This window comes from Nostoc favosum CHAB5714, from assembly GCF_020829495.1.
GTDB lineage: Bacteria > Cyanobacteriota > Cyanobacteriia > Cyanobacteriales > Nostocaceae > Nostoc > Nostoc favosum.
The window spans coordinates 1-25,368 of sequence record NZ_JAIVFQ010000061.1 but is presented as its reverse complement, the minus strand read 5'-3'; the positions used below and the strand labels follow the sequence as shown (position 1 = coordinate 25,368).

Genomic DNA, 25,368 nt, shown 5'->3' with positions numbered 1-25,368 from the left:
GCTTGTAGTCAGATATTGCCCTGGTATTAATGTCAATTTTATAACAAACTACTCCAGACACAGAGAACGCAGAACGGGAAAAGGGTACAGAAGTAATTGAATCTCAATCTAAAATTGAGATATCTATCAGGCTTGCGATGGGATCATCATGACCAGCGAAAAAATAACGGTGCAGTCTTTGTATACTGTCACTGATGAAGAATTAATGCTGATGAGTTCGCAAAACCCAGAACTGCGGTTTGAACGCAATGCTAATGGCACGTTAGAAACTATGCCTCCAACTGGTGGAATTTCTGGTAATCGAGAAATAAAAGCAGGAGCCTATTTGTTGAATTGGGTAGAAAGTCAGGATTTAGGTGAAGTTTTTAGTTCAAGTACAGGTTTTAGATTAGCAAATACTGCTGTCAGATCACCTGATGCTGCTTTTGTCGCTAAAGGACGTTTGCCAGAAGGTTGGGATGAAGAAGAAGACAAATTTATTAATTTAGCACCCGACTTTGTAATTGAAATTCGTTCTAAAAACGATAGCTTGGCAAAACTTAAAGCCAAGATGGAAGAATATATTAGTAATGGTGTTCAATTAGGATGGTTAATTGATAGTAAAAATCAGCAAGCTTTAGTTTATCGCCGGGATGGTTCAATTACTCAATATCCAGCTACGGCAGTATTAAGCGGTGAAGATGTTGTGCCTGGTTTTACCTTGCCTTTAAGAAAATTATTATAAAATTGAGTTATATTTTATATCAATTTAAACGGATTTTGGTGCAGCATTCATTATAAAAAGTAGCATAACGGCTAAATTATCAAGATACTATCTTTCTTTGGAACGATATTTGACGGCAAGCCGCTCTACGTCTGCACCTGAAAACTTCTGGGTAGAAAAGCAAAAGTTTTTATTAGATAAAATTATGTAATTCTACTTTTAGATAGACAATATTTAAATCTATATTCCATCGCCAGATAGATAAGATTTTGATGATAATTTACTTAGATTATCTAAAGGATATGCTATTTATAGGAGTTAATTTAATAATGCCAGACAGTCCTGGATTAGGAGAGCAGGCGCTCAATAAAGCCGCAGAAATAGGATTATCTAGCCAATTAGATGAAGTAGAAAGTTTAGATGTAGACATCAAAACAGACCCGTTGAAACTGGTTCAAGGGCAGGTGGATTCAGTCACGATTGAAGGTGAAGGTATGGTTATGCAGAAAGACCTCCGCATGGAGGAATTTGACATGCAAATGACTAATGTTGCCATTAATCCTCTGAGTGTGGCTTTCGGCAAAATTGAACTCACTAAACCTACTGAAGCTAATGCACAGGTTGTGTTAACCGAAGCTGATATTAATCGCGCCTTTAACTCAGAATATGTGCGATCGCAATTGCAAAGTCAAAAAATCAATGTTAACGGCCAAGTGACGACTATTGAGCCTCAACATGTAGAATTTCGACTACCAGGTGATGGAAAAGTAGCACTAAATGCCACCATGAAAATAGTAGAAACAGGTGAAAATCAGCAAGTTGCTTTTTCCGCAGTCCCCAAGATCAGCGCCAATGGAAAAACTGTTACCTTGGAAAATGTTGAGTATGGCGAAAGTGAGGAAATATCGCCAGAGTTGACAAAAGCTTTGATAGATCAAACTAGCGAAATTTTGAATTTGAGTAACTTTGATTTAGAAGGAATAAGCTTGCAAGTTAACCAACTAAAAGTAGAAGTAGGCAAACTAACCCTACAAGCTGAAGCTTATGTTGAACAGATTCCTGCTGCTTAAAAATAGGACGCTAATAAATTCAGGATACTAATAATGGAAACTACAGACACAACGCAAACAAGTTCAACACCTTTTCCCAATATTCCACCAGTTATTGAAAGTAACGATAGTGAATATCGTGATACCGGCGTACCTAGTACAGTAGCGATCGCAGGACATCCCCTACATCCCCTGAGTGTAATCTTTCCCATCGCCTTTTTAGCCGCCGCTTTGGGAAGTGACATCGGCTACTGGTTAACTCATGATTTCTTTTGGGCTAGGGCTTCGCTATGGTTAATCGGACTTGGATTAGCTGGAGGCTTACTCGCTTCTGCGATCGGTCTGAGCGACTTTTTGAAAATTGAACGAGTTCGCAAGCGCACCGCCGGTTGGGCACATTTGATACTTAACGTTTCTATCCTGGTTTTATCACTCGTCAACTTTCTCCTGCGCTTGGGCGACGCTGAGTCCCGAATAGTACCTTGGGGACTGTTAATCTCGCTCGTTGTTGGTACACTGACTAGCGTTTCCGGCTGGTTCGGTGCTGAACTTTCCTATCGCCATAAAATCGGTGTAGTGGGCGCTGGTAGCAGAAGATATCCATAAGAAAATAATTCGTAATTCGTAATTCGTAATTAACAATTCAATATTACGAATTATTGAGAAACGACTATCAGAGGCTAAAATTTTGCTTAGTCTCTAAGCTTTTAGAAAATGCGCCGAAACCGTAACCAAACAATATTTATTATTCTTTCTCTGCTCATCGTTGTACCGATGGGCTTTTTGTTTAAGTACTACACTGGGCCTGCCCATCAGTGGTTTAATGACTACGGAGCAGCTATATTTTACGAAATATTTTGGTGTCTGTTTGCATTTTGGTTTTTCAGAAGTCGGGCGGCAATAATCCAAATTCCTATATGGGTTTTTGTCATCACCTGTATACTAGAATTCTTGCAACTTTGGCATCCGCCGCTATTAGAGGAGATTCGCGCCACCTTGATAGGCAAATTGTTACTTGGTACTACCTTTGTTTGGTGGGATTTTCCTCATTATGTATTGGGTTGTGTTTTAGGTTGGTTGTGGCTGCGACAATTACAGAAAATAGGTTATGCTAAAAAAAGTCAAGGTTAAACCTAATTCAAAACAGCAAAAAATTGAAGAACAACCTGATGGCAGTTTGACTGTGTATTTAAAATCGCCTCCAGTTGATGGTAAGGCTAATGAAGAATTAATTAAACTATTAGCAAATAAATTTGATGTAGCCAAATCTGATATCAGAATAAAATCAGGTTTGTCTTCTCTGCAAAAGCTGATATAAATTGATACAGACTAATAGTTGCTGCTTAGTAATAACCATATTGGAAGACTCTGCCTCCTGCTGAATGTGAGGCATGTCCCACCCAATACATACTCTAGCAAAGCCAAGAAACGAGAGACACAAAAAAAGCAAAATCGACTTTCTATGCTTGTGTAATACTGATATACCTTGGTTGAGCTTTGACTCTTTCTATCCAAGCTTGGATAGCAGGAAATTCTGTTAAATCGAACCCACCTTCATTAGCTACATGAGTGTAAGCGAACAAGGCAATATCAGCAATCGTGTAACGCTCTCCTACAAAAAAAGTGTGAGAAGTTAAGTGTTTTTCCATCAAGCTAAGTGCTGCATAACCTGGTTCACGTTTTTGCTTTATAGCTTCACTATATTCTTCAGTTTTACCTAAAATAGAAATCCAAAATCTTGATGTAGCGATAAAAGGCTCATGGCTATACTGTTCAAAACATAACCATTGCAGCACCTGCGCTCGTAAAAAGCGGTCGTATGGTAAAAATTCTGTACCTTCACTCAAATATACTAATATGGCATTTGATTCTGCCAAGTATTTCCCTGGCTCGATTTCAATAATAGGTATCTTTCCATTGGGATTTTTACTTAAAAATTCTGGTGTTCGAGTCTCGCCTTTCAAAATGTTAAGCTCTACCCTCTCAAAAGGCATACCTAGTTGTGTCAATAAAAGACGTATCTTATAACCATTCCCAGAAGGTAAAAAATCGTACAGACGCAGTAGTTCCATGCTAAAATGCAGTTAAGAATATGTTGAGAAGTAGAGGTTCAAAATACAATATTTTACCAAAATATTTTCCGTAAAACCGGATGATTTTTTTGAAGATTTAGCTTAGAAGTACTAAAGAAAATTATTTGAAAAAATAAAAAACATTATTCATTTCTAGATTGAGATATTTAATTTAGTCAGTGGTCGAGAATAAAAGTATGTGTGGAAGATTTACTTTAAATCAGTCAGCAGAAGCTTTAGCTCAAGTTTTCCATGTCGAGGCAGTTCTGGATTTAGCAGCCAGATATAACATTGCACCTACTCAAATGGTGGCAACAGTGTTAGAAAATCCCGAAAGCGAAAAGCGTGAATTTAAGCAATTGTATTGGGGATTAATTCCGTCATGGGCGAAAGATCGAGGGATGGGGGCAAAGCTGATTAACGCTAGGGCTGAAACTGTTGCCGAAAAACCTGCTTTTCGTTCGGCTTTTAAGCATCGACGCTGTTTAGTGATAGCTGATGGCTTTTATGAGTGGCAACGGCAACAAGGCAAAAAGCAGCCATTTTATTTTCGCCTTCAAGATGGGCAACCCTTCGGTTTTGCAGGTTTGTGGGAGAAATGGCGATCGCCTGCTAACGAAGAAATAATCTCTTGTACAATTTTGACAACGGCAGCTAACGAATTACTTCAACCTATCCACGAGCGGATGCCAGTGATTCTAGAGCCAGAAGATTACGATTTATGGCTAGATTCCCAAGTGCAAACGCCCCAAACCCTACAGCAGTTATTGCGTCCCTATCTGGCGCCAGCCATGACTGCGTATCCAGTTAGCACCTTGGTAAACAACTCTCGGCATAATAGTCCAGAGTGCATCATCCCACTCAGTGAGAAGAATGCCCCCACAAATCAGTTAAATTAGCTATTGAGTGGACTAGGGGATTGGGGAGATGAGGGAGATGAGGGAGCAGGGGAAGAAAAATTATTGATTAATACCCCATGCCCAATGCCCCATGCCCAATGCCCCATGCCCAATGCCCCATGCCCAATACCCAGAGACTACTATGCCAAGAACACAAAAGAACGATAATTTTGTTGACAAATCCTTTACAGTGATGGCGGATATCATCCTGAAGATCCTGCCAACCAACAAAAAAGCTAAAGAAGCGTTTGTTTATTATCGAGATGGCATGTCAGCCCAAGCAGAAGGGGAATATGCTGAAGCATTGGAATATTATGAAGAAGCTCTAACACTAGAGGAAGATACCAACGATCGCGGCTATATTCTCTACAATATGGGGCTAATCTATGCCAGCAACGGCGACCACAACAAAGCTTTAGAACTCTATCACCAGGCAATTGAGTTAAACCCACGTATGCCCCAGGCTTTGAACAACATTGCCGTGATTTATCACTACCAAGGCGAAAAAGAGAAAGAAGCTGGAGATAACGAGGCTGGCGAAGCACTCTTTGACCAAGCAGCAGACTATTGGATTCGAGCTATTCGCATGGCTCCCAATAACTACATTGAAGCTCAAAACTGGCTGAAAACCACCGGGCGATCGCAAATTGACGTATTCTTCTAAAAGTGATGAGTTAGGAATTATGAATCATTCACTCCTAACTCTTGTACAGACGCGATTAATCGCGTCTCTCCTAACTCCTAACTAAAAAAATATGATTGACCAAGAACAAGTTCATAAAGTAGCTAATCTTGCTCGTTTAGAATTAACTCCCGAAGAAGAAGAACAATTCACTACTCAGTTAGGAAGTATTCTGGATTATATTCAACAGTTGGATGAACTTGATGTTAGCAATGTGCCCCCAACAACGCGGGCAATTGATGTCAGCAACATCACACGAGAGGATGAATTGCAACCCTATCCTGACCGAGAAAGCATCCTCAATAGTGCGCCTGAACAGGAAGGCGAATTTTTCAAAGTACCAAAAATCCTCAACGCTGAATAGTCAAAAGTCAAAAGTCAAAAGTTTTAGATTTTTGCCTGTTGACTAATAACTAAGGAGATAATTATGGGTTTGGGAATTCTTAAGGATGGTCAATGGATATCTCAAAGAGATCAAGAAGACTCAAAAGGTAAATTTATCCGTCCATCAACTACTTTCCGCAACCACATTACAGCTGATGGTTCTAGTGGGTTGAAAGCTGAAGCGGGGCGTTATCATTTGTATATTTCTTGGGCTTGCCCTTGGGCGTGTCGCACCGCCATTATCCGCCAATTGAAAGGACTCCAAGATGTCATTGGGTTATCAGTCGTTGCAGCAGAAATCGATCAAAATAGCTGGGAATTTGGTGATGAACCGGGGTGCATTCCCGATACAGTCAACGGTACTCAGTATCTTTGGCAACTTTATCTAAAAGCTGACCCTAACTATAGCGGCCGGGTGACAGTTCCAGTTTTATGGGATATCCAAAATGGGACAATTGTCAATAATGAATCCCGCGAAATTATTCGGATGCTTGATACAGAATTCAATGCTTTCGCTAAACAAAATATCAACTTTTATCCAGAACATTTACAAAAAGTAATTGACGAGACGATTGATACAATTTATCAACCAATAAATAATGGTGTCTACCGGGCGGGATTTGCTACTACTCAGTCGGCTTATGATGAAGCAGTAACGGAATTATTCACCGCTCTCGACTACTGGGAAAAAGTATTGGGAAATCAACGCTATCTTTGCGGAAATCAAATTACTGAGGCGGACTGGTGTATGTTCACTACTCTGTTTCGTTTCGATGTAGTTTATTATGTGCATTTCAAATGCAACTTAGGCAGAATTGTAGATTATCCGAATCTGTGGAATTATCTCAAAGAACTTTACCAACAGCCGGGAGTCAAAGAGACTTGCAATCTTGACCACATCAAACGGCATTATTACAGAAGCCATCCTCAAGTTAACCCAACTCGCATCGTCCCAAAAGGCCCACTGATTGATTTTGATGCACCCCATAACCGGGATAAAATATTTGCTTGATTAAGACTGCTGACCAATAAATGTTTTGTTGGCTTGTCGCGTCATCGCTTCATGAGTATTACATGTAGCCCAGAACTTAGTGCCATTCATCTGGGGTAAAAAATTTCAAAGCGTTAATTTTTGCAAAATATACGTGATCCAGTACAAATACTCATAATCACAGTAATTTGATAAGGTTTAGAGGATATTTGAAAAATCCTTTTGTCGAGCTTGAAAACAACTAGCAGTGCTGCGGGGTTCTTCTTTTAAAAGAAGTTACAAAATTTCGGTTAAAGTGCCCAATATTAGAGGATGGTGAAGATCGTCAACCACCCGGATGTGACCCCGTAAAGGTAGCCAAAAGGGGGCCGTTGAATAATTAACTTGTGAGAAAGGTCTTCGTGAGTTTCTACGGTTATAACAGAAGGCGACATTAGGATACACTGGCTTTTGAATACACCGGAAGTTCAGCAGCAACAAACAAAATCGCTGCTGGTGACTTCCTGCCTAGTATCCTATTGCTTTTTGCTGTATGAAACTTACTCAAATCTACGGCAAGTCTCTCTCAAGAAGGTTTCTTAGCATCTAAAAAGACTCCCACTGTTTTGAGGCTATAGTCTTAGAATATTTACAAGCTTTGCTTACGAATTAGCTCTCTCTAAAGAAAGAAAGTACCGTATTTACTGTCTAAGCTGACATTCTACCTGTTTCTATTGGTATCTGTGTAGCTTAATAAATCAGCGGATTCATTAATATTAAGCCTGTTTTACTATTTAGTTTCTTACCCTGACCTATTAGACTGCCTAGTGTGTTCATTTCACTTTGTTCAATAGCTTTTAGCCCTTATCGCTCCCATGCTGACCCATCACCGCAAGCCCGTGTGCTTATCACTTATTTCCACTGACCTACCGATTTGGTCTGTTGTCGAAACTGCCGCGACATTGTATCAAAAAGATACTGATAGATTCCATTTGCTGCTGACCGCACCGCCCCTAATTAGCTGTGAAGTAGAGAGTGTCGTAAGTCCAGAGGACACACTTCCCCAAAGTAAGAGCAAAGCTTACGCCCCTAACAGTCCCAGAATTTTGTGGCTAGAGATTTCCCCTTACCGAGTCATCATGACTATGCAAGGTAACGCTCAAGTGAGTTACCGTCACTTTTGGGAACGGGGCGTTTATGGCATTAGTCGCTATTGGTTGCCAACTGAGTCGTTGCAACCTAACAATCCTATTCGTTTACGAAATTTTACTAGTAGCCTAATTCTCAACGGACATCCCTTGCCAGAACATTTGCGTCTGGAATATGAATTGTGGGCAGAAAAAGTCCAACTAGGATGCTACATACTGAATTTGGAAATTAAACATTGATAGTTATGGGGAGTAGGGAGTAGGGAGTAGGGAGTGGGGGAAAGTTTTCCCAATACTCAATGCCCCATGCTCCATGCCCCATGCCCAATGCCCAATGCCCAATTCCCTATTCCCAATCTTTTTTAACCAAAATAACTGGGTTGGTTTCCAGGCTTCCATTTAATATTGCAACCAACACTCGGCTTTTGCTCGCTTGTAACAGGTTTACCTGCTAGCACTGCTTCAATGGCTGCGCGTAAATCTGCGCCTGTTACGGGTTTACCATTACTGGGGCGGCTATCATCTAATTGTCCGCGATAAACAAGTTGGCGATCGCTATCAAATACAAAAAAATCAGGTGTGCAAGCTGCGGTGTAAGCCTTTGCCGTTTCCTGACTCTCGTCGTAGCATAAGGTAAAATTAAACCCTTGTTCTGTTGCAAATGCTTGCAACGACTCTGGCGCATCATCTGGGTAATTTTTTGCATCGTTAGCACTGATGGCAACGATCGCTAAATCACTTGTAAAATAATCTTTTCCTAACTGCACTAATTCTTGTTGAACGTGCTTTACAAAGGGGCAATGCCGACAAATAAACATTACCAACAGCGCTTTTTTATCTGCGAAGGTGGAAAGTGAAGTTACCTTTCCAGATACTACTTCCGGTAGATGAAAATCTGGTGCTTTTGTGCCTAATGGCAACATAGTTGAAGCAGTTAAAGCCATAGTTCACCCAATATTTTTACGCTGATAACGGCTTTTGCTATCAGTATATTTTTACTCTAGCACTAAGTTTTCCATAAATATAAGAGACGGTAAATTTACCGTCTCTTATATTTGTTGAGAGTTAAGTTATAGAAATTAGTTTTTATAGACTTGCCAAAACACCAATGATGCCGTGTCCTGTGAATACTTCTAATGCTATCAGAGAGACAAAACCAATCATTGCTAAACGGCCGTTGAGCATTTCTGCATAGGGAGTGAAACCAGTGCGATCGCCTTGCTCATCTATATAAACCTTTGGCTCGATCGCAAAGTTGTTCAGTTTGCCTTGGTCGTCAATTATAGCAGTGTTTGTACGCATGGATTTTTCCCTGTCTTCTCTTTATGTAAATAACTGTAACAAAGTTATTAATTTTTGTAAAGTATTTTAATCTGCTCAAGTAGAAGTCCCAACCAGAGATATGATCGTGGATCGAGTTAAAAGCTATGTATAACAAACAGGCTCCGCTCCTTCTGCGTAAGCAATCTCAGTCACCAATCCATTCCCTAAAAACTAATGCATCGATTTCGAGTAGAGGTTATTGCCAAAACGCCAAACCCGCAGCAGGTGATTTATGCCGCGATGCACCAAGACTATACCGATGGGTTCGTGTTTGATGAGCGCGACTCTTGGCCCTCGGAGTCACAAAGCGGCGAAGTTATTGTTAAGCGACTTTTAGCGGGTGAGAGAGGACATTATGGGCCTCTAGAGCATCCCCAGATTGTTTTTAACTGTGGCTACTTTCCTCACAGTGTGATGCAGCAGGCTCGTACTCATCGTGTATCAGTATCATTTGATGTACAATCTTTTAGGTACACAGGCAACCAATTTATTGACGTAGTAGAAGGGAAAAAAGACATAGAAGATGTTTTTTATCTACGTCCCGTTGGTTATTACACTGATAGACAAGGCAAAAAATACCATTATTCACCAGAGCAACGAGCAGCAGATTTGCAATGGTGTCTAGAAGCAGCTAAACGATATAAAGCCGATTTTGAGGCTGGCATGTCTGAAGAACATGCAAGAGGTAAAGTACCTTTTGATTATCGCCAGCATTTTGTAGTTAGTTTCAATTTAAGGTCTTTCTTGCATTTTTGTGACCTGAGAAATAAGAAAGATGCTCAACTTGAAATTCAAAAGTTGTGTGAAATGATGTGGCCTCATTTTGAAGATTGGGCACCTGCGATCGCACAATGGTATGAAAAGCAGCGTTTAGGTAAGGCAAGATTAGCACCATAATCATATTTTGGGGCAATTCATACTGAATTCTGAACGAAAAAGCGGATGAATAAGTGGGTTTAAAACCCCCACCAAATTTTCTTGTTTTGTGGTGCAACAATGAGCGTGGGGGTCTGAATCCCCCACTGATTGCATTCTGACGCCTCGGCGGAGCTTTCCTTGCTCCGCTCCTGAATTCTAACTCCTGAATTCTTCTTCAAAAAAAATTTGTAAAATGCTTTCATGCGTCGAGATTCAATATTTTACAAACTGTTTCAACAGTCTCCCACTTTGCTGTTTGAACTAGTGGCAAATCCTCCAACGAATGCAGATAGTTATCGTTTTGATTCAGTCGCCGTCAAAGAACCAAAATTTGAAATTGACGGAGTATTTCTACCACCTGAAAGTGATGGTACTGGAATTGTATATTTTTGCGAGGTGCAGTTCCAGAAAGATGAACAACTTTATGAGAGAGTATGGGCTGAATCTTCGTTATATTTTTACCGCAACCGTTCCAGATTTAGCGACTGGCAAGCAGTGATAATTTACCCGTCGCGCAGTATCGAACAAAGCGATATTCATCCTCATCGCTCATTGCTAAACGGCGGACAAGTACATCGGGTGTATTTAGATGAATTAGGGGATATTCGTCAATTACCTATATGGGTGGCGCTGATGGTATTAACTACAGTGGATGAAGAACAAGCACCAGAAGAAGCAAGGTATTTGTTAACAAGAACCACTCAAGAAATGCTATCACCATCGAGTCGCGCCATAATTGAATTAATAACGACGATCATGGTGTACAGATTTGAACAATTAACTCAAGCGGAGGTAGAGTCTATGTTAGGAATCACGCTTAAGGAAACGCGAGTTTACCGAGAAATTAAGGAAGAAGGACGTGAGGAAGGACGGGAGGAAGCAACAGCTAATCTTATTCTCCGGCAATTGACTAAGCGATTTGGGGAACTTTCTGAGGAAATACGCTCCTCAATTTCAGGTTTACCTTTGCCTGTTCTGGAAGATTTGAGTGAAGCACTGTTAGATTTTACTACTTTGGTCGATTTACAGGTTTGGCTAGAAGCGCGATGAAGGTTTAGACTATCTCATATAAACATTTGCAGGACGATGGATATTCAAAAAGTTCTGTGCGATCGCCGAATTATTTCCTCTGATCCAGACATTATGAGTGGTACTCCTGTGTTTGTTGGAACGCGAGTTCCATTGCAAACGTTTTTCGACTATCTAGAAGGCGAAGCAGGTTTAACCGAATTCTTAGAAGATTTTCCACATTTGCAAACTCAGGTGTTGCAAGTTTTGGAGGTGATTGCAAAAGCAATGCTGAATCAGGAGCAAATTACTTATGCTCATTCTGCTTGATGAAAATCTCCTGAGTAAGAAGTTGAAGAAGCCGTTCATAGATACAGGACATATAGTGCAAAATTAGTACATTGAACTTGTAAGAATCCTCATCAGACAAAGAACCTAGTACCAATTTAGATTTAGTGATACAATAAAAGATTGTTAATTTTTTATTGTAGCCAATCATGACAGCAACGGGTAAGGCAACCCAATTCGAGTACAAAGCACTGCACAAGCCCAACCAGCTTATTTATGGTCTAGGTCAAACGGCAGTGATTACAGGATGGACAGTAAAGCAGGCGATCGCTAAACACTTGCAACCCGAAGATTATGCTGTAATTGGGCAACTATACTCGCCCACAAGAGGGATAAACTTACTGATTCGCAATTTGCTGTTTAATCCCCACGTCCGCTTTTTGGTTGTTCTCAATGCCACAAGGGAAGATAATAACGCGGGTGCTGGAGAGTGCTTGCTGGACTTTTTCCGTAATGGCTTTAAAGAAGGTGTTTGTGATACTGGGAAGAGTAGCTGGGTAATTCGCTCCCCTATCCCTGGATATATTGATCTTGAAGTGGAAGCTAGTGATTTAGAACACCTGCGGCATTCTGTAGATTGCAAAGAAGTCAAATCAATTGTTGAGGCAGTTAGTCTAGTTAAATCTTATGCCCAATTAGAAGCACTTTCTCCTTGGGGTTCGCGGTTAGAATTTCCCATGTCTATTGTTGAACCAAGTGTTTTACCAGGGCCACGCTACGGGCATCGAATAGAAGGTAAAACTATAGCCGAAACTTGGGTAAAAATCATTCATAGGATTAAGACAACAGGAACAATTAGACCAACTGGCTATGATGGGCAATGGCAAGAATTAATTGATTTAATGGCAATTGTTACTGATGAACCTCCTAAATTCTACTTTCCTGAGCCTAATTATTTGCCAGTTGACCCTCCTTTTCTTGAAGAATATACTTCACAGATTTTAGATGATGCACCCTATCGAGAAGGGTTGAAATATACGTATGGTCAACGTTTGCGTTCCTGGTTTAAGGATGATCAAATTGACCAGGTAATTAAGAAGTTAATTGGAGAAATTGATGCCGCTAGTGCAGTTATGAATTTATGGGATGTAAAAGATCATGAAAAAGGTGGTAGCCCTTGTCTAAATCATATTTGGTTGAGAGTGGTTGATAATGAATTATCCCTAACTGCAACTTTTAGAAGTAATGATATGTTTGCCGCCTGGCCTGCAAATGCAATGGGATTGAGGGCTTTGCAACAACATATTAGGGATGAAATTGCTCAACGTTCTGAGTATGACTTGAAAATGGGGCCACTCATAACTATTAGTCAGTCTGCTCATATATATGATGATACTTGGGACAATGCAGAGAGGCTAATTGCAAATCAATACGCTGCAATTTTTAATCAGCGTAGCTATTATGACCCCTCCGGCAATTTCCTAATTGAGGTTGATGGCAAAGAGATATTCGTTACCCACACAACTCCTGGTAGTGGTGAGGTGATTAAGTCTTATCGTGGGAAAAAGCCCCTTAGCTTATTAAGAGAGATTTGTGCTACCTCTCCAGCAATTCAGCCTGAACATACTGGTTATTTAGGTATCGAACTGCAAAAGGCTAGTAACTGTATTAAAAGTGGCAAGACTTATATTCAGGATCAGTAAATTAAAAAACTGTAATTCATATAAATAACTAGCAATGCTAGTGTGGATATCGCCGTGCTAAATGTATAAATTAATTTGCAACACGCCAGAATATAACTTAAAATACGTGTGATAAAAGTAGTCTTTTCATCAAGACAGTCAGAGCGTCCTATTTAGCTACTGACACGATGTGCTTGACTTTATAACTACATCGGATGCCTTTGTGGAAAATTCTGGTGGTCTGTGGAATTAGGGAGTATTTAGATGTCAGTCTTGAGCGATCGGGATATTATTAGGGAACTTGGTAGAGGTATACTTTTTCATCCTCTTAAACCAGGTAGTATAAAAGCTTGTGATTTATGTCTAACTGCTAGCGAGTATGCTTATGCCATTGGGCAGCAAAAACGTTTAAGTATTGAAACGGAATCTAACCAAGACCAGCCGGGTAAGGAAAAGAAGTTTTTCTACATACCACCCAGAGATACAGCCCTTGTGTGGACTGATGAATCAGTTTGGCTCAGTAATCGATTTCGAGGCCCGCTTTATTCTGTAGTTGAACCAGTATCAGAGGGTTTAGGACACATTGGAACCAGAGTCAATCCTTGTTGGTCAGCTGTTCTTTGTGTAGCGCTTCATAATGTTTCAGATGAGCCAATACGAATTAATGTGAGAGATGTTAAGCGACCAATTGCTTATTTAGCTATTGAAAAATTAAGTTCTAAGTCTTCAAGTAATGGCAATTCTGATAGCTCTGCAAGACTTGATCTTCTTCGTGGACGACCGAATCGTCACGAAATCGATGATTTTTTTAATCAAAAAGAACTTCGTTGGATGAAAGGTGATACGGATTTACTAAAAAAACTTATGCTAGAGTCAGATGAGTATAAAAACCTTAAAAGAGGTATTCAAGACACATTATTAAATCTTTTAGGTTCAGATGAACAGGTTAGATGGACAGCAATAAACGCAATAGTAGCCTTATTAGCAGTAATTATTGCAGGTATTGCGTTGTTTAAATCTTCCCCTTCATCTACCCCAAGCCCGACTAAGACTCCTATTCCTCAGATACAAGTAAACCCGAATAAAACAGTAAATCCAACCTTAGATAAGTAAGAAAATCTATTTGGATTGGATGAGATATTTGTATCTATAACTAATGTCTTGTATGAGAAAATGAATTGTTGGGGTATTCAATATTCAAGTAAATGTAAATTATAGTTTAAGCTCGCTATTAAAAATGCCCAATATATATATCTCTGGTGCGTTAACTGATGTAATAAATCCGGTAGAATGCAAAGCACTTTATGAAAAAATTGGCTTACTTTGTGAAGAAATTGGTCTTCAAGCCTATGTTCCACACAAACAAACTGATCCAGTAAATAATCCTGATATTAGTCCGCGTGAGGTTTTCGATCAAGATAAATATCAGGTCAGCATTTCAGACTTAGTTATTGCTTACCTTGGTTCACTATCTTTTGGTGTTGGAATGGAGTTAGCTTTTGCAGAGACAAACAAAATTCCTATCATTCTTCTATATGAAACAGGTAAAAGAATATCAAGATTTCCACGCGGCATTCCTACTGTTATTGCTGAAATACAGTTTCACGATCATGAAGATGCTTTAAATCAGCTTAAAAATATTTTGGCTAAATGGAAACCAGAGCATCCACAATTTCCCTTGTCAGCAAGGCAGTAGAATAAAGTTTGAAATTGACAGATTATGCAAGATATTTCTCCAATCGATGAACGCCATCAAAGACCAACATGGGATGAATACTTTCTGATGTTGGCTAAACTTGCAGCCACTCGCTCAACGTGTTTAGCCTTTCCAGTGGGTGCTGTGATTGTGAAAAACAAGCAGGTGGTGGCAACAGGTTACAATGGCTCACCATCGGGTTCGGCACATTGTATGACTCAGGGCTACTGTTATCCAGGATTGAGTAGCTGTGATGCTAGTAAAACTTTACCATCAAGGGCTGTACACGCGGAAGCAAATGCGATCGCACAAGCAGCAAAGCATGGGACTTCTACAGATGGTGCAAGTATTTATGTCACTTTAGAACCTTGTCTGTCTTGTTTAAAGTTAATTATCTCCGCAGGAATTAAGGAAGTGTTTTATGAAACTTCTTTCAATAGCGGCGATAAAGCATTAGTGAGAGATTCTTTTGTGAATGAAGGTCTAGTCACCCTTAAACAGATTCAGTTATCTCAAGTAACGGCACAACAAGCTTCTCAATTTCTCCTCAATCCCACATCTGTAGCTAGAACAGTAAGGTGTGTTCATGAACTTTAACACACCCTCTTCTTGAAGATTATTAAATCCAAAATCTCAAAGCCTGAGATTATTTAAGGGCGATAACTCCGGCGGATTTCTGTAATTTGATCTGCCACATCCAAGAGAGATTTAGGCATCTCTGGCCCTGTGAGAATGATATCGACGTGGGGAGGGCGTTTTGCCAGAAACGCTAAAACTTCCGTTTCAGGAATTAAACCAAAGTTAATCGCTAAACTTAACTCATCTAAGACAACGAGAGAATACTTACTCTCACACACTACCTGCTGTGTATACTGCCACAGCTTTTGTAAGGCTTGATTCTCTGTATCGTCTAAGTGTGGTGTATCAATACAACGAGGCAAATCACAGCGAATCCAATCTAAATTTTGTCCTAGTTGTATAGGTCGATCCTGCCCTTGACGAATACCTCCTTTGAGGAACTGCACTATTAATACTGGCGTTCCTTGTCCAGCTATTCTCAGTGCTTGCGCTATAACGCTCGTAAAAAAGTTGCGATGGGAGCTAGTGAAAACTTGCACTAGTCCTTCCACTGGATATGGTAAGGTAAGGGGTGAATTTATACTTGGAGTTTCTAGCTGGGCAACCATAGGGTAAAGTTCAAAAAATTACAATAAATTAAATGTTTGGGCTGGCGGTACTTATTATAAGTCTGCCTGTATAATCTATCTGTTTTTCCCAAGTGTGGTGAATTTGGCAAATTGCATTCTTAGTCAAACACTAGGTTTGTACTGAAGTCAAGAGTTATGTTGATTTAAATTTTCGTCTTTTCTCGGAAAGGAGTTGTAAAAATGAAAACATTAGAGTTACAGTTCCAATTATTTAAAAAAGCTAGGCATAACGTCTGAAAATCGCTAAATGTTAGATTTATCGGGTGTTTGGGCTAAACAGACTTAGCAAGTAGTGAATTTGACAGGATGAGGAGTAAATTGTTGTGAGATTGGTGATTCTGGGAGGTTCAGGATCGGGTAAAAGCACTCAAGCACAAAGGCTTTGCAGATACTTTGATATTCCGATGATTTCTACAGGTGAGATTTTACGGGAAGCAATATCTGGCGATAAGCTCCTCCCGGAGTTGCAATGGTCGGAAGCTGACCCCCGGACTTCTCTTTCGGTTTACGCTAGCCTGAGTGAACTAGGTTACCACGCACGACCCTACATGCAAAAAGGGGAGTTAGTTCCAGATGAAATGATCGTTGAATTGATCCGAATTCGCCTCAGACAAGCAGATATTAACTGCGATTGGGTCTTAGAGGGCTATCCCCGTACTGCTTTTCAAGCTGAAGAATTAGATTTTTTATTGGATAATTTAGAGCAAAAGCTAGATTGGGCAATTTATCTACAAGTGTCGGAAGCAGTCATGGTTAGCCGATCCTTGGGGCGATCGCTACCAGATGACCAACCAGAAATCGTGCAACGCCGTGTAGAATTATTCTACGATCGCACCATTCCCATCCTAGAATATTACGACCGTCGTCGCTGCTTGTTGACTATCAACGGCGATCAGTCACCAGATATGGTGCAGCAAAATATTTTGACTCTGCTTTCTGTTCCTTAGAAGGGGGCAGGGGGCAGGGGGAGATGAGGGAGATGAGGGAGATGAGGGAGATGAGGGAGAAGAATTAATAACCAATGCCCAATGCCCAATGCCCAATGCCCAATGCCCAATAACACTAAGGTAATCTTAAGGCAGTATTCTAAAACTTGAGGCAACTCCAATGGCTTGGCAGCGTCCTGACGATCGTCTTCCTTACGAACTACGTCCGATCAGCTTTCACCCCAGTTTCACCCGCTTTGCCCCCGGTTCTGTTCTCGCAAGATGCGGTGATACTCAAGTACTTTGTACTGTTAGCGTTAATAAGGGAGTTCCCAAGTTTCTCGAAGGAACTGGTAAAGGCTGGTTAACTGCTGAGTACCGGATGCTACCATCTGCTACCCAAAAACGGCAAGAAAGGGAATTATTGAAATTATCTGGACGGACGCAAGAAATTCAACGTCTAATTGGCCGCAGCTTACGCGCAGCAGTGGATTTTGAGGCGCTGGGAGAACACACCCTGACTGTGGATGCTGATGTGTTGCAAGCAGACGCTGGAACTCGGACAACAGCCATTACAGGCTCGTTTGTGGCGTTGGCTCATGGGATTTCTAAATTGTTGCAAGAGGGGGCGTTGGAGCGATCGCCTCTGTGTGGACAGGTAGCAGCAGTTTCCGTAGGATTACTGGATGGAGAGCCATTTTTGGATCTGAATTATATCGAAGATGTGGCTGCAACAGTAGATTTTAATGTGGTGATGAATCAACATTTGGGAATCATTGAAGTTCAAGGAACAGCCGAAGAAGGCAGCTTTAGCCGCACTCAGTTGGATCAACTGCTAGATGTCGCCCAAAAAGGAATTCAGGAATTGTTAATCGCCCAACGTGAAGCGATCGCAGACTGGGAAGCGCTGTTTTTGATTAATTAGTTTTATTAATTTTTAATAAGAATTAATAAATGTATCCTCTGTGGCGTTAATCAACAAAGTATCAAGTAACTGGGTGTAAATAAAAATAATCATGAGAGTGGTTCCAAATCATACGGGGATTCGATCCCGGATGATTTGCTCCTCCTGCCTCCTGCCTCCTGCCTCCTTTAACGGGGGGTTGGGGGGATCGACTCAAAACCTACGCAGTATTGGCGTAAGTCCTAATGTTAACCGAACCGTATTGACTTACTACTGACAACTTACCGTTCAAGGTGATAAGGAGCGTATACGTTTTTCCAGCCTACCTAATCCATGATGTTAAATGTTTCAAAAGTTAAAAAGGAGGATTGTAATAAGTTCGGTATTGTATTGCCAGAAGCCAGCAATATGATGATGAAGCCATGAACAAAACCGTTGAAGTTCTACCGGATCAGCCGGCGCTGGTTGCACGAGCGCTAGAATTAATTCTGTCGAAGTTAGAAACTGCCATTGAGCAACGGGGGCGGTTTACCATCGCCTTATCTGGCGGCAGTACACCTAAACCGTTATACGAAGCGATGTCTTCTCTACGAGAGGCAACGCCAACGGCTGGCTACGCCTACGCTAATCAAAAACTCCCTTGGGATAAAATTCATATATTCTGGGGGGATGAGCGTTACGTACCACCAGATCACCCCGATAGCAATGAACTGATGACGCGTCGGGCGTGGCTAGATCATGTTGATATCCCAGCAGCTAACATTCACCCCGTACCAACCTTGGAAGCCAATCCAGAACTGGCTGCTGCTAAGTATGAACAACAGCTTAAAGAATTTTTCAATTCTTCTGGCGTCGAGTTTCCCTCGTTGGATGTAGTATTGTTAGGAATGGGTGATGACGCACATACCGCATCTTTGTTTCCGCACACAGAGGCTCTCAAAGTACGCGATCGCCTAGTTACCGTGGGTAACAAAGACGGAAACCCCAGGATAAGTTTCACATATCCCTTCATCAACTCTGCTCGCAGCGTGATTTTTCTGGTTGCTGGTGCTAATAAACGACCAGCTTTGGCGCAAGTCTTTGCACCTGTAGCCGACGACTTCACTTACCCATCCCGTTTAATTCGGCCCCAAGGAGAACTTTGGTGGCTGCTGGATGCGGCAGCAGGTTTGGAACTTCAACATTAAACTTGGGAATTGGGCATGGGGCATAGGAGAGAGGGGAGAGGGGAGTAAATTCTCCCTCATCCCCCCATCCCCCTGATCTCTCCTGCTCCTCCCTTTCCCCGTGTCCAATTAATGGTTCCATCAGCAGTAATTGCTAGAATCTAAAGCTAGGGCCGCCCTCTGCTTGCCAGTCCTACCTATATTTATGATGATCTTGAACAAAGGCTAAATATCGATGATCGTCTGCCCTAATTGCAATCATCCCAACCCTGACGGCGCTGTCCAGTGTGAAGCTTGCTATACACCCTTACCCGCGACTACTAACTGTCCCAGTTGTGGGGCAACTGTGCAGGCAGATGCTGCATTCTGCGGTCAGTGTGGCTATAACCTTCACTCCGCAGGAGTTCCACACGTTCATAATCCGGCAGTTGTAACAGTTACTCCCGATGTTCCTGTGGAAGTTCCGCCGTTAGTTCCACCCGATCCCCTATTAGAACTTTTACAACCAGATGCTTTGGGAATAAGTGGTTCTACTAACTCCCATCCCCCCGTCTCATCTTTACCAGCAACAGAGGTAGCAGCTCCCCCAGTCGCTCCGCCAGAAGTACCTGTGGCAAAAAGCAGGCCTCCAGAACCAGCGCCAATGATCGCAGCTCAACCTGTAGTCTCTATACAAAGTATTCCTACTCCACCACCGTTGGAACCAGCGCCAGCCCCCCAAGCCGAAGTACAGGAGCCAGCCGCACCAGCACCAACTGCAACTGTTGCCAGAACACAATTGCAGCAAGTTACAGCGCGGTTAATCCACGTTCAAAGCGATCGGTTAATTGAATTGCCACAAAATCTCTCTGTGATTCATATCGGCAAACCCAATGACCGGATTCCCCCAGATATAGATGTTTCAGGATTTCCCAATTCAGAAATTGTCTCGCGGATTCATGCAGATATTCGCGTTGAGGGAGATGCTCATTATGTAGAGGATGTAGGAAGTTCCAATGGCACTTATATTAATAATTTGCCACTTTTACCAGGAAATCGTCATCGCTTGCGACCAGGCGATCGCATCAGCTTGGGTAAAGGAGACTTAATGACATTCCTCTTTCAACTTGCTTAACTGATTCTCGATCAATTGTGACATCAGTCTAAGCATTTTCTGCCCATCCTCCGGCATCCCTTTTGGAGGAGAAACAAATGAACCGCATCAAACAAGCGACGGATAACTATGTTGTTCTTGATAGCGCCATAGTTTACAGCCGTCGCTTTGATGTGCGAATTGTTGCATTCATTAGCAACTCCATTACCTTAATACAGCGTTTTGCAACTACATGAGGTACACCCCTCCCCTTAGAAAGGCTACAGTGTACACACAAGTATGACCAGCATAGGTTTCAACTCTTCTAGTAGTTTCGTAGTAGCGCGTATTGGCTAAAATAGTGCATTAGGTGTAGGTTGGGTTTCCTTACGTCAACCCAACCTACAATTTTTTTGCAACATTTTAGTCTAGACACGCCAGTAGGGTGCGTTATGGACACGCCAAAATAACAAATGAGTTCGCCGAAATAACAAATGCGTACGCCGAAATAACAAATGCGTACGCCGAAATAACAAATGCGTACGCCGAAATAACAAATGAGTTCGCCGAAATAACAAATGAGTTCGCCGAAATAACAAATGAGTTCGCCGAAATAACAAATGAGTTCGCCGAAATAACAAATGAGTTCGCCGAAATAACAAATGAGTTCGCCAAAATAACAAATGAGTTCGCCAAAATAACAAATGAGTTCGCCAAAATAACAAATGAGTTCGCCATGATTGCAACAATTTAGCTTTGTCACGCCAGCGTAACGCACCCTTCTCCTATCGGAGACGCTACGCGAACGGGTTCAGCAGTCGCCTGCGGAGGGAAACCCTCCCGCAGCGCTGCTTCACCGCAAATCTTTGGTGGATGAAGTTTTTCCGACTTGTGTGTACACCGTAGCCTTAGAAAGGGGAGGGTGCGCGATAGCGCGGGTGGGGTATTGTTGTACCTCACGCCTGTTGAAATCTGCTGTAATTACACTAGGATGGATGAAAATACACTGCCAATTTTAGATTTTGAATTGAAGGGAAAATCTAAAATCTAAAATCCAAAATTGAATGACCTATGAAAGAACCAAGCAAAAATTTTGAACCCTTGCTTACCAGAGAAGCCCCGTCAGTTGTTGAACGCATGGGGCTAACGTGGCTAATTGCAGCAGCGATCGCAACTGCTTTACTGTGGCAAGTACCAGGAGGTGACTATATCTTATACCCATTTACGATCCTGGCAACTTGGTTTCATGAAATGGGTCACGGCTTAATGGCACTCCTCTTAGGGGGACAGTTTCAGAAATTGCAGATTTTTAGCAATGGTTCTGGTATCGCAACCTATGGCATCCAGCCGACATTGGGGCCAATTGGCCCGGCAATAGTCGCAGCCGCAGGCCCAATGGGGCCGCCTCTTGCCGGTGCAGCTTTGATTCTGGCTTCCCGCAGTTTTAGAGCAGCAACTCTGAGTTTGAAAATTTTAGGGAGTTTTTTGCTGTTTTCCACATTAATTTGGGTACGTTCCTGGTTTGGATTGGTGGCAATTCCCTTGCTGGGTTTAATAATCTTGGGTATCGCCCTGAAAGCACCTCGCTGGGCACAAGGGTTTGTCATTCAATTTCTGGGTGTACAAGCTTGTGTGAGTACGTACCATCAACTTGATTATCTATTTAGTAGTTCTGCTGGCCCCCTTGGACTTTCGGATACAGCGCAAATGCAGCGATATTTGCTTTTACCTTACTGGTTTTGGGGCGGGTTAATGGCGATCGCATCTCTGGTGATTTTAGTCCAAAGTCTCCGCGTTGCCTATCGTTCGGAGTAATGAGTAAGAAGCACCATCAAAAGGCAATTGAATCTTTAGCTCAAAGAATTACTGAACATCAAGAAAAGATTAGACTGGAATCAGAAAAGAGTTTTCCTGACGAAGGTTTGATTAAGCATTGGGAAAAAGAGATTCGTGCTTTTGACAAGGCAATCCAACAAGCGCGTAAAAGATTAGGACAATAAAAATGCAGATTAGCGATCGCCCTCTTGCAGTCACGAATTCAACCCTCAGTATTTTGATTGCTGAATTAAGTACAGAGTGCCTAAAAGTACAAGCCTTAGTTAACCAGTTACAGTTACCTAGTTTAACTGTTAACCAACAAGCTGAAATTCTCGCAGAACTTTTAGCTGCTGCGGTTCATCTGCATAATCATTGTGACGAAGATTTTCAGACGCTAATTATTGAGGAAATGGAAAATTTGCCTGATGATCAAGATTGACTAGTGATTTTAGTCCAAAGTCATTGCGATCGCCAACCATTACCTAAGCTGAGACTTGAGCGCGAATTTCATTGGCACAAGAACGGCCCTGTTCAACATCAGCAATATTAGCAAAAGTCGTTTCTGCAATATTGTGGAGAGCTTCTGCTGTAAAAAAGGCTTGATGTCCGGTAATGAGTACATTGGGGAACGTCGTCAGACGTTGGAAAATATCATCTTGAATAATTGCACCAGACAAATCCTCAAAGAACAATTCCGATTCTTGTTCGTAGACATCCACACCGAGATAGCCAATCTTGCCAGACTTCAACCCCTCAATCACTGCTTGGGTATCAATCAGCGCTCCTCGGCTAGTATTAATTAGCATCACGCCTGGCTTAATCTGTTCTATAGCCTCAGCGTTAATCAAGTGATGCGTTTCGGGAATCAGGGGGCAATGTAGGGAGATAATATCCGAGTTGGCAAATAGCTCAGGTAGTTCTACATACTTTCCACCTAGCGCCTCCAATTCTGGATTACGATAAACGTCATAGGCGACTATGTGACAGCCAAACCCCTTCATAATCTGTGCTAAAATCAGACCGATTTTGCCCGTGCCGACAATCCCCACTGTGCGCTCATGCAAATTAAATCCCAACAGTCCATCTAAAGAAAAATTGCCTTCTCGGACACGGTTATAGGCCCGATGAATTTTGCGATTCAAGCTTAAAATCAATCCCACAGCATGTTCTGCTACCCCGTAGGGTGAATAGGCGGGAACACGCACAACGGTAATTCCTAAATCTGCTGCGGCTTGTAAGTCTACGTTGTTAAACCCTGCACAACGGAGGACAACCAGCCGAGTTCCCCGTGAGGCGAGAAGTTCTAAAGTTGGCGCGTCAACCTGATCATGCACAAATACGCAAACCGCCGGGAATCCGGCGGCGAGAATAGCTGTATCCCGATTTAAACGAGGTTCAAAAAACACTAATTCGTGTTGGGTGGGAGAATTTGCATCTGACAAAAACTTGCGATCGTAGACTTTTGTACTGAAGACTGCTACTTTCATGCAAAACCTCAAATTGTATGCTGCACAATGTTCGACTACATGATAACCTTGGCAGTTAGGGAAGCGATGTCTACGATGGGCTATTCGGCAGCTTTGAACAAAAAAGAATTCAGGATTGCTTCAAGGTAGATGACTGACTTTTGGCTGCTCGAAGTAGCCATACATCACCCGAGAAACTTGACGAATAAAATCTCTAGCTCTAATGTCATTATTCGGTCTTCGCACGAAAATTCCTGCTAAATAACGCTTACCTGATGGCGTTTCAATAATACCCGCATCGCCTAGTACAAACCGTAGAGTACCTGTTTTATGGGCAATATTTGCACCAGAACCTAAACCAGATGGTAGCAATGCTCTATTGTGACAACGAATCATAATACCTAAAACTTGGGATTGACTTGTATCAGAAATTAACTGATTATTTGTAATCAAAGCTGACAGTCGTACCAAGTCTTTTGCACTAGTTTTATTAGTTCCTTTAAAATCTCCTAACATATTGCGAATCACAGTGCTTTGCAATCCCCAACGGCGAAACTTTTGATTTAATTTAGATACACCACCTAAGCGGTCGATAATCATATTTGTAGCAGTATTATCGCTAATAGTCATCATCTTGGTTGCAGTTTGCAAGAGACTAAGCTTAGTTCCCACTCGTTGATACTGCATATTTCCAGAACCGCCAGTGACATGCTTCCGTCGCATCACCAAAGTTTCGCCTAGTTTGATTCTCCCTGCATCTACTTCCTGAAATAAAGCAACCAAAATCGGATACTTAATTGTGCTAGCGGCGGAAAAAGCTTTATCACCATTAACACTAAAATAATCCCCTGTTTCTAAGTCCATAAAAAAGATTCCGGGAGTGAGGAATCTATAGCGAGCCATTAATGCTTTAATAGGAGTTTTTAGTTCTGATATCTCACGTCCTAGAGGAACTACACCAGTGAATTTAGAAGTATTTATTGGGTTGACAGGATCGCTTAGAGGAACCGGAGCAATAAATTTAAGTTTTGGTAGTTGTAAATCAGATTGATTTGCACTCCAGTCATTTGCGTTGCCAACTTGATTCGTATTGGGATTCGCTTTTACTGGGGATGATAATAAAAGAATACTTGTAAGGCTCAGTAAGAACCAGCGTAGTTTCATGTAGTGCTGTGAGGATAGTGTTGGATTTATTTACAGAGATTTTCCGAATAAGTTAATCAAATCCGGATTGATTGACATAGTAATTACTAAGATATCCGATGTCAAGAGATATTAATAAGAGATTTTCTGGAATATTGTAAATAAGGATTTTGATAAAAAAGTACAAGGTAGAATATAGAAAATATGTTTATATTCAATAAAATAATTATGTAATTATACAAATACTAAGAGATTATGATTGCGGCTTTAATTTTGCTAGCAATGATTTATACATAGCAATCGGGATAAAAAAGCACGCGCAGTCGAACCAATTAAAAAGTAGAAACTGAAGACTACAAAACGACTAATAGTCATTGGCTATTGAGGATTTTCTAACTGTTCTAAAATTTATACAGAAGATTTCCCTGCATCAGGTTAGGCAGGGCAAACGCATCTAAATATTGACGAGCCACCCTAAGAGTGAAATGAACCAAGACCGCTATCAGATATGACTTTCAGGAAATTGAATGTTCGCTTTTTCGTAATGATAATCATTATAACAGGGGAGTTTAGAGGCAACGGTCGGTTGTAAGTCACCTTAAGGTGACTTTTGCCGCGATCTTTTTCTCAAAGAGCGATCGCTTACGATGTCCCTATACCTTAGCTGGATTTCTCGTAGCCCATTATCATTAAATATAAATTGTTGAGAATTCATCGGAGCTTAAAACCCTTACTATTTCTATGATTCCAGACATCATGGGAAAATCAGGTCAAATAAGGTGGTATTCTCACACAGCAGAATGCAGATTATGTAATTACGTTAAAAAAGAATCAAGTAAATCT

At 41.4% G+C, this 25,368-nt stretch carries 32 protein-coding genes; 26 read left to right on the top strand and 6 right to left on the bottom strand.

The window, feature by feature from the left end:
• Positions 1-148 precede the first annotated feature (148 nt).
• The 5 genes from LC586_RS27660 (at position 149) to LC586_RS27640 (ending at position 3,070) form a co-directional block, all read left to right on the top strand.
• Positions 149-724, top strand: a complete 576-nt coding sequence (locus LC586_RS27660; protein WP_229488426.1) for a Uma2 family endonuclease — start codon at positions 149-151, stop codon at positions 722-724.
• Between the two features lie 308 nt (positions 725-1,032).
• Positions 1,033-1,773, top strand: a complete 741-nt coding sequence (locus LC586_RS27655) for an LmeA family phospholipid-binding protein (protein ID WP_229488425.1) — start codon at positions 1,033-1,035, stop codon at positions 1,771-1,773.
• 33 nt (positions 1,774-1,806) lie between these two features.
• Positions 1,807-2,358, top strand: a complete 552-nt coding sequence (locus LC586_RS27650) for a DUF2231 domain-containing protein (protein WP_229488424.1) — start codon at positions 1,807-1,809, stop codon at positions 2,356-2,358.
• A gap of 108 nt (positions 2,359-2,466) precedes the next feature.
• Entirely contained in the window at positions 2,467-2,883 is a 417-nt protein-coding gene (locus LC586_RS27645; protein ID WP_229488423.1) for a ribosomal maturation YjgA family protein, read from the top strand.
• Positions 2,861-3,070 (top strand): DUF167 domain-containing protein, encoded by a 210-nt coding sequence (locus tag LC586_RS27640; protein WP_229488422.1) that lies wholly within the window; start codon positions 2,861-2,863, stop codon positions 3,068-3,070. The genes LC586_RS27645 and LC586_RS27640 overlap by 23 nt, the downstream gene beginning before the upstream one ends.
• A gap of 142 nt (positions 3,071-3,212) precedes the next feature.
• Here the strand turns inward: LC586_RS27640 and LC586_RS27635 are convergent, their stop codons facing one another.
• Entirely contained in the window at positions 3,213-3,824 is a 612-nt protein-coding gene (locus LC586_RS27635) for a glutathione S-transferase family protein (protein ID WP_229488421.1), read from the bottom strand.
• A 197-nt stretch (positions 3,825-4,021) separates the two neighbouring features.
• Here LC586_RS27635 and LC586_RS27630 point away from each other — a divergent pair, with 197 nt between their 5' ends.
• From LC586_RS27630 to LC586_RS27605, 6 genes are all read left to right on the top strand, one after another.
• Complete coding sequence (locus LC586_RS27630) at positions 4,022-4,723, top strand: SOS response-associated peptidase (protein WP_229488420.1); 702 nt, start codon at positions 4,022-4,024, stop codon at positions 4,721-4,723.
• A 3-nt stretch (positions 4,724-4,726) separates the two neighbouring features.
• Positions 4,727-4,891: a histidine kinase gene (locus LC586_RS27625; RefSeq protein ID WP_229488419.1), complete on the top strand. Its 165-nt coding sequence runs from the start codon at positions 4,727-4,729 to the stop codon at positions 4,889-4,891.
• On the top strand, positions 4,866-5,387 hold the full coding sequence (locus tag LC586_RS27620; RefSeq protein ID WP_229488418.1) for a photosystem I assembly protein Ycf3: 522 nt from the start codon (positions 4,866-4,868) through the stop codon (positions 5,385-5,387). Before LC586_RS27625 ends, LC586_RS27620 begins: the two co-directional genes overlap by 26 nt.
• A 91-nt stretch (positions 5,388-5,478) precedes the next feature.
• A complete protein-coding gene (gene gatC, locus LC586_RS27615) occupies positions 5,479-5,769 on the top strand; it encodes an Asp-tRNA(Asn)/Glu-tRNA(Gln) amidotransferase subunit GatC (RefSeq protein ID WP_229488417.1) in 291 nt (96 codons plus the stop codon).
• Positions 5,770-5,832: 63 nt separating this feature from the next.
• The gene (locus tag LC586_RS27610; protein ID WP_229488416.1) at positions 5,833-6,801 is read left to right on the top strand and encodes a glutathione S-transferase family protein; all 969 of its coding nucleotides are present in this window, start codon (positions 5,833-5,835) and stop codon (positions 6,799-6,801) included.
• 833 nt (positions 6,802-7,634) lie between these two features.
• A complete protein-coding gene (locus LC586_RS27605) occupies positions 7,635-8,147 on the top strand; it encodes a hypothetical protein (protein ID WP_100898999.1) in 513 nt (170 codons plus the stop codon).
• Positions 8,148-8,269: 122 nt separating this feature from the next.
• On the opposite strand, the gene LC586_RS27600 is transcribed toward LC586_RS27605, so the two are convergent.
• Positions 8,270-8,851 (bottom strand): thioredoxin family protein, encoded by a 582-nt coding sequence (locus LC586_RS27600; protein WP_229488415.1) that lies wholly within the window; start codon positions 8,849-8,851, stop codon positions 8,270-8,272.
• Positions 8,852-8,993: 142 nt separating this feature from the next.
• Entirely contained in the window at positions 8,994-9,209 is a 216-nt protein-coding gene (locus tag LC586_RS27595) for a CAB/ELIP/HLIP family chlorophyll-binding protein (RefSeq protein ID WP_190912609.1), read from the bottom strand.
• Between the two features lie 195 nt (positions 9,210-9,404).
• Here LC586_RS27595 and thyX point away from each other — a divergent pair, with 195 nt between their 5' ends.
• The 7 genes from thyX to LC586_RS27560 all read left to right on the top strand — a co-directional run bounded on the left by thyX (position 9,405) and on the right by LC586_RS27560 (position 15,419).
• Entirely contained in the window at positions 9,405-10,127 is a 723-nt protein-coding gene (gene thyX, locus LC586_RS27590) for an FAD-dependent thymidylate synthase (RefSeq protein ID WP_229488414.1), read from the top strand.
• Positions 10,128-10,349: 222 nt separating this feature from the next.
• Positions 10,350-11,198 carry an Rpn family recombination-promoting nuclease/putative transposase gene (locus tag LC586_RS27585; protein WP_229488413.1) on the top strand — a complete coding sequence of 283 codons (849 nt, stop codon included), beginning with the start codon at positions 10,350-10,352 and terminating at the stop codon, positions 11,196-11,198.
• Positions 11,199-11,234: 36 nt separating this feature from the next.
• Positions 11,235-11,486, top strand: coding sequence for a DUF433 domain-containing protein (locus LC586_RS27580; protein ID WP_229488412.1), 252 nt, complete (start codon positions 11,235-11,237; stop codon positions 11,484-11,486).
• Between the two features lie 167 nt (positions 11,487-11,653).
• The gene (locus tag LC586_RS27575) at positions 11,654-13,147 is read left to right on the top strand and encodes a thymidylate synthase (protein WP_229488411.1); all 1,494 of its coding nucleotides are present in this window, start codon (positions 11,654-11,656) and stop codon (positions 13,145-13,147) included.
• A gap of 243 nt (positions 13,148-13,390) precedes the next feature.
• The gene (locus LC586_RS27570; RefSeq protein ID WP_229488410.1) at positions 13,391-14,239 is read left to right on the top strand and encodes a dCTP deaminase/dUTPase family protein; all 849 of its coding nucleotides are present in this window, start codon (positions 13,391-13,393) and stop codon (positions 14,237-14,239) included.
• Positions 14,240-14,363: 124 nt separating this feature from the next.
• Positions 14,364-14,822: a TIR domain-containing protein gene (locus LC586_RS27565; protein WP_229488409.1), complete on the top strand. Its 459-nt coding sequence runs from the start codon at positions 14,364-14,366 to the stop codon at positions 14,820-14,822.
• A 24-nt stretch (positions 14,823-14,846) separates the two neighbouring features.
• On the top strand, positions 14,847-15,419 hold the full coding sequence (locus LC586_RS27560) for a deoxycytidylate deaminase (RefSeq protein WP_229488408.1): 573 nt from the start codon (positions 14,847-14,849) through the stop codon (positions 15,417-15,419).
• Between the two features lie 53 nt (positions 15,420-15,472).
• Here the strand turns inward: LC586_RS27560 and LC586_RS27555 are convergent, their stop codons facing one another.
• Positions 15,473-16,009 carry a P-loop NTPase family protein gene (locus LC586_RS27555; RefSeq protein WP_229488407.1) on the bottom strand — a complete coding sequence of 179 codons (537 nt, stop codon included), beginning with the start codon at positions 16,007-16,009 and terminating at the stop codon, positions 15,473-15,475.
• Between the two features lie 344 nt (positions 16,010-16,353).
• On the opposite strand from LC586_RS27555, the gene LC586_RS27550 reads away from it, so the two are divergent.
• The 8 genes from LC586_RS27550 to LC586_RS27515 all read left to right on the top strand — a co-directional run bounded on the left by LC586_RS27550 (position 16,354) and on the right by LC586_RS27515 (position 22,355).
• Entirely contained in the window at positions 16,354-16,977 is a 624-nt protein-coding gene (locus LC586_RS27550; protein ID WP_229488406.1) for an adenylate kinase family protein, read from the top strand.
• A 160-nt stretch (positions 16,978-17,137) separates the two neighbouring features.
• Positions 17,138-17,881, top strand: a complete 744-nt coding sequence (gene rph, locus LC586_RS27545) for a ribonuclease PH (RefSeq protein WP_229488405.1) — start codon at positions 17,138-17,140, stop codon at positions 17,879-17,881.
• Positions 17,882-18,282: 401 nt separating this feature from the next.
• Positions 18,283-19,047 carry a 6-phosphogluconolactonase gene (gene pgl / locus LC586_RS27540; RefSeq protein ID WP_229488404.1) on the top strand — a complete coding sequence of 255 codons (765 nt, stop codon included), beginning with the start codon at positions 18,283-18,285 and terminating at the stop codon, positions 19,045-19,047.
• 214 nt (positions 19,048-19,261) lie between these two features.
• Entirely contained in the window at positions 19,262-20,140 is an 879-nt protein-coding gene (locus tag LC586_RS27535; protein WP_229488403.1) for a double zinc ribbon and FHA domain-containing protein, read from the top strand.
• A 77-nt stretch (positions 20,141-20,217) separates the two neighbouring features.
• Positions 20,218-20,355, top strand: coding sequence for a hypothetical protein (locus LC586_RS27530; protein ID WP_229488402.1), 138 nt, complete (start codon positions 20,218-20,220; stop codon positions 20,353-20,355).
• An 814-nt stretch (positions 20,356-21,169) separates the two neighbouring features.
• The gene (locus LC586_RS27525; protein WP_229488401.1) at positions 21,170-21,913 is read left to right on the top strand and encodes a M50 family metallopeptidase; all 744 of its coding nucleotides are present in this window, start codon (positions 21,170-21,172) and stop codon (positions 21,911-21,913) included.
• Positions 21,913-22,098 (top strand): hypothetical protein, encoded by a 186-nt coding sequence (locus LC586_RS27520; protein WP_229488400.1) that lies wholly within the window; start codon positions 21,913-21,915, stop codon positions 22,096-22,098. Before LC586_RS27525 ends, LC586_RS27520 begins: the two co-directional genes overlap by 1 nt.
• A 2-nt stretch (positions 22,099-22,100) precedes the next feature.
• Positions 22,101-22,355: a hypothetical protein gene (locus LC586_RS27515; RefSeq protein ID WP_229488399.1), complete on the top strand. Its 255-nt coding sequence runs from the start codon at positions 22,101-22,103 to the stop codon at positions 22,353-22,355.
• Positions 22,356-22,398: 43 nt separating this feature from the next.
• On the opposite strand, the gene LC586_RS27510 is transcribed toward LC586_RS27515, so the two are convergent.
• Together LC586_RS27510 and LC586_RS27505 are read right to left on the bottom strand one after the other, a co-directional pair.
• A complete protein-coding gene (locus LC586_RS27510; RefSeq protein ID WP_229488398.1) occupies positions 22,399-23,403 on the bottom strand; it encodes a 2-hydroxyacid dehydrogenase in 1,005 nt (334 codons plus the stop codon).
• 120 nt (positions 23,404-23,523) lie between these two features.
• On the bottom strand, positions 23,524-24,546 hold the full coding sequence (locus LC586_RS27505) for a serine hydrolase (RefSeq protein WP_229488397.1): 1,023 nt from the start codon (positions 24,544-24,546) through the stop codon (positions 23,524-23,526).
• Positions 24,547-25,368 lie beyond the last annotated feature (822 nt).

Coding starts and splice junctions, on each gene's coding strand:
- LC586_RS27660 (WP_229488426.1), top strand. CDS start 149: ATGACCAGCGAAAAAATAACGGTGCAGTCTTTGTATACTGTCACTGAT.
- LC586_RS27655 (WP_229488425.1), top strand. CDS start 1,033: ATGCCAGACAGTCCTGGATTAGGAGAGCAGGCGCTCAATAAAGCCGCA.
- LC586_RS27650 (WP_229488424.1), top strand. CDS start 1,807: ATGGAAACTACAGACACAACGCAAACAAGTTCAACACCTTTTCCCAAT.
- LC586_RS27645 (WP_229488423.1), top strand. CDS start 2,467: ATGCGCCGAAACCGTAACCAAACAATATTTATTATTCTTTCTCTGCTC.
- LC586_RS27640 (WP_229488422.1), top strand. CDS start 2,861: ATGCTAAAAAAAGTCAAGGTTAAACCTAATTCAAAACAGCAAAAAATT.
- LC586_RS27635 (WP_229488421.1), bottom strand. CDS start 3,824: ATGGAACTACTGCGTCTGTACGATTTTTTACCTTCTGGGAATGGTTAT.
- LC586_RS27630 (WP_229488420.1), top strand. CDS start 4,022: ATGTGTGGAAGATTTACTTTAAATCAGTCAGCAGAAGCTTTAGCTCAA.
- LC586_RS27620 (WP_229488418.1), top strand. CDS start 4,866: ATGCCAAGAACACAAAAGAACGATAATTTTGTTGACAAATCCTTTACA.
- gatC (WP_229488417.1), top strand. CDS start 5,479: ATGATTGACCAAGAACAAGTTCATAAAGTAGCTAATCTTGCTCGTTTA.
- LC586_RS27610 (WP_229488416.1), top strand. CDS start 5,833: ATGGGTTTGGGAATTCTTAAGGATGGTCAATGGATATCTCAAAGAGAT.
- LC586_RS27605 (WP_100898999.1), top strand. CDS start 7,635: ATGCTGACCCATCACCGCAAGCCCGTGTGCTTATCACTTATTTCCACT.
- LC586_RS27600 (WP_229488415.1), bottom strand. CDS start 8,851: ATGGCTTTAACTGCTTCAACTATGTTGCCATTAGGCACAAAAGCACCA.
- LC586_RS27595 (WP_190912609.1), bottom strand. CDS start 9,209: ATGCGTACAAACACTGCTATAATTGACGACCAAGGCAAACTGAACAAC.
- thyX (WP_229488414.1), top strand. CDS start 9,405: ATGCATCGATTTCGAGTAGAGGTTATTGCCAAAACGCCAAACCCGCAG.
- LC586_RS27585 (WP_229488413.1), top strand. CDS start 10,350: ATGCGTCGAGATTCAATATTTTACAAACTGTTTCAACAGTCTCCCACT.
- LC586_RS27580 (WP_229488412.1), top strand. CDS start 11,235: ATGGATATTCAAAAAGTTCTGTGCGATCGCCGAATTATTTCCTCTGAT.
- LC586_RS27575 (WP_229488411.1), top strand. CDS start 11,654: ATGACAGCAACGGGTAAGGCAACCCAATTCGAGTACAAAGCACTGCAC.
- LC586_RS27570 (WP_229488410.1), top strand. CDS start 13,391: ATGTCAGTCTTGAGCGATCGGGATATTATTAGGGAACTTGGTAGAGGT.
- LC586_RS27565 (WP_229488409.1), top strand. CDS start 14,364: ATGCCCAATATATATATCTCTGGTGCGTTAACTGATGTAATAAATCCG.
- LC586_RS27560 (WP_229488408.1), top strand. CDS start 14,847: ATGCAAGATATTTCTCCAATCGATGAACGCCATCAAAGACCAACATGG.
- LC586_RS27555 (WP_229488407.1), bottom strand. CDS start 16,009: ATGGTTGCCCAGCTAGAAACTCCAAGTATAAATTCACCCCTTACCTTA.
- rph (WP_229488405.1), top strand. CDS start 17,138: ATGGCTTGGCAGCGTCCTGACGATCGTCTTCCTTACGAACTACGTCCG.
- pgl (WP_229488404.1), top strand. CDS start 18,283: ATGAACAAAACCGTTGAAGTTCTACCGGATCAGCCGGCGCTGGTTGCA.
- LC586_RS27535 (WP_229488403.1), top strand. CDS start 19,262: ATGATCGTCTGCCCTAATTGCAATCATCCCAACCCTGACGGCGCTGTC.
- LC586_RS27530 (WP_229488402.1), top strand. CDS start 20,218: ATGAACCGCATCAAACAAGCGACGGATAACTATGTTGTTCTTGATAGC.
- LC586_RS27525 (WP_229488401.1), top strand. CDS start 21,170: ATGAAAGAACCAAGCAAAAATTTTGAACCCTTGCTTACCAGAGAAGCC.
- LC586_RS27520 (WP_229488400.1), top strand. CDS start 21,913: ATGAGTAAGAAGCACCATCAAAAGGCAATTGAATCTTTAGCTCAAAGA.
- LC586_RS27515 (WP_229488399.1), top strand. CDS start 22,101: ATGCAGATTAGCGATCGCCCTCTTGCAGTCACGAATTCAACCCTCAGT.
- LC586_RS27510 (WP_229488398.1), bottom strand. CDS start 23,403: ATGAAAGTAGCAGTCTTCAGTACAAAAGTCTACGATCGCAAGTTTTTG.
- LC586_RS27505 (WP_229488397.1), bottom strand. CDS start 24,546: ATGAAACTACGCTGGTTCTTACTGAGCCTTACAAGTATTCTTTTATTA.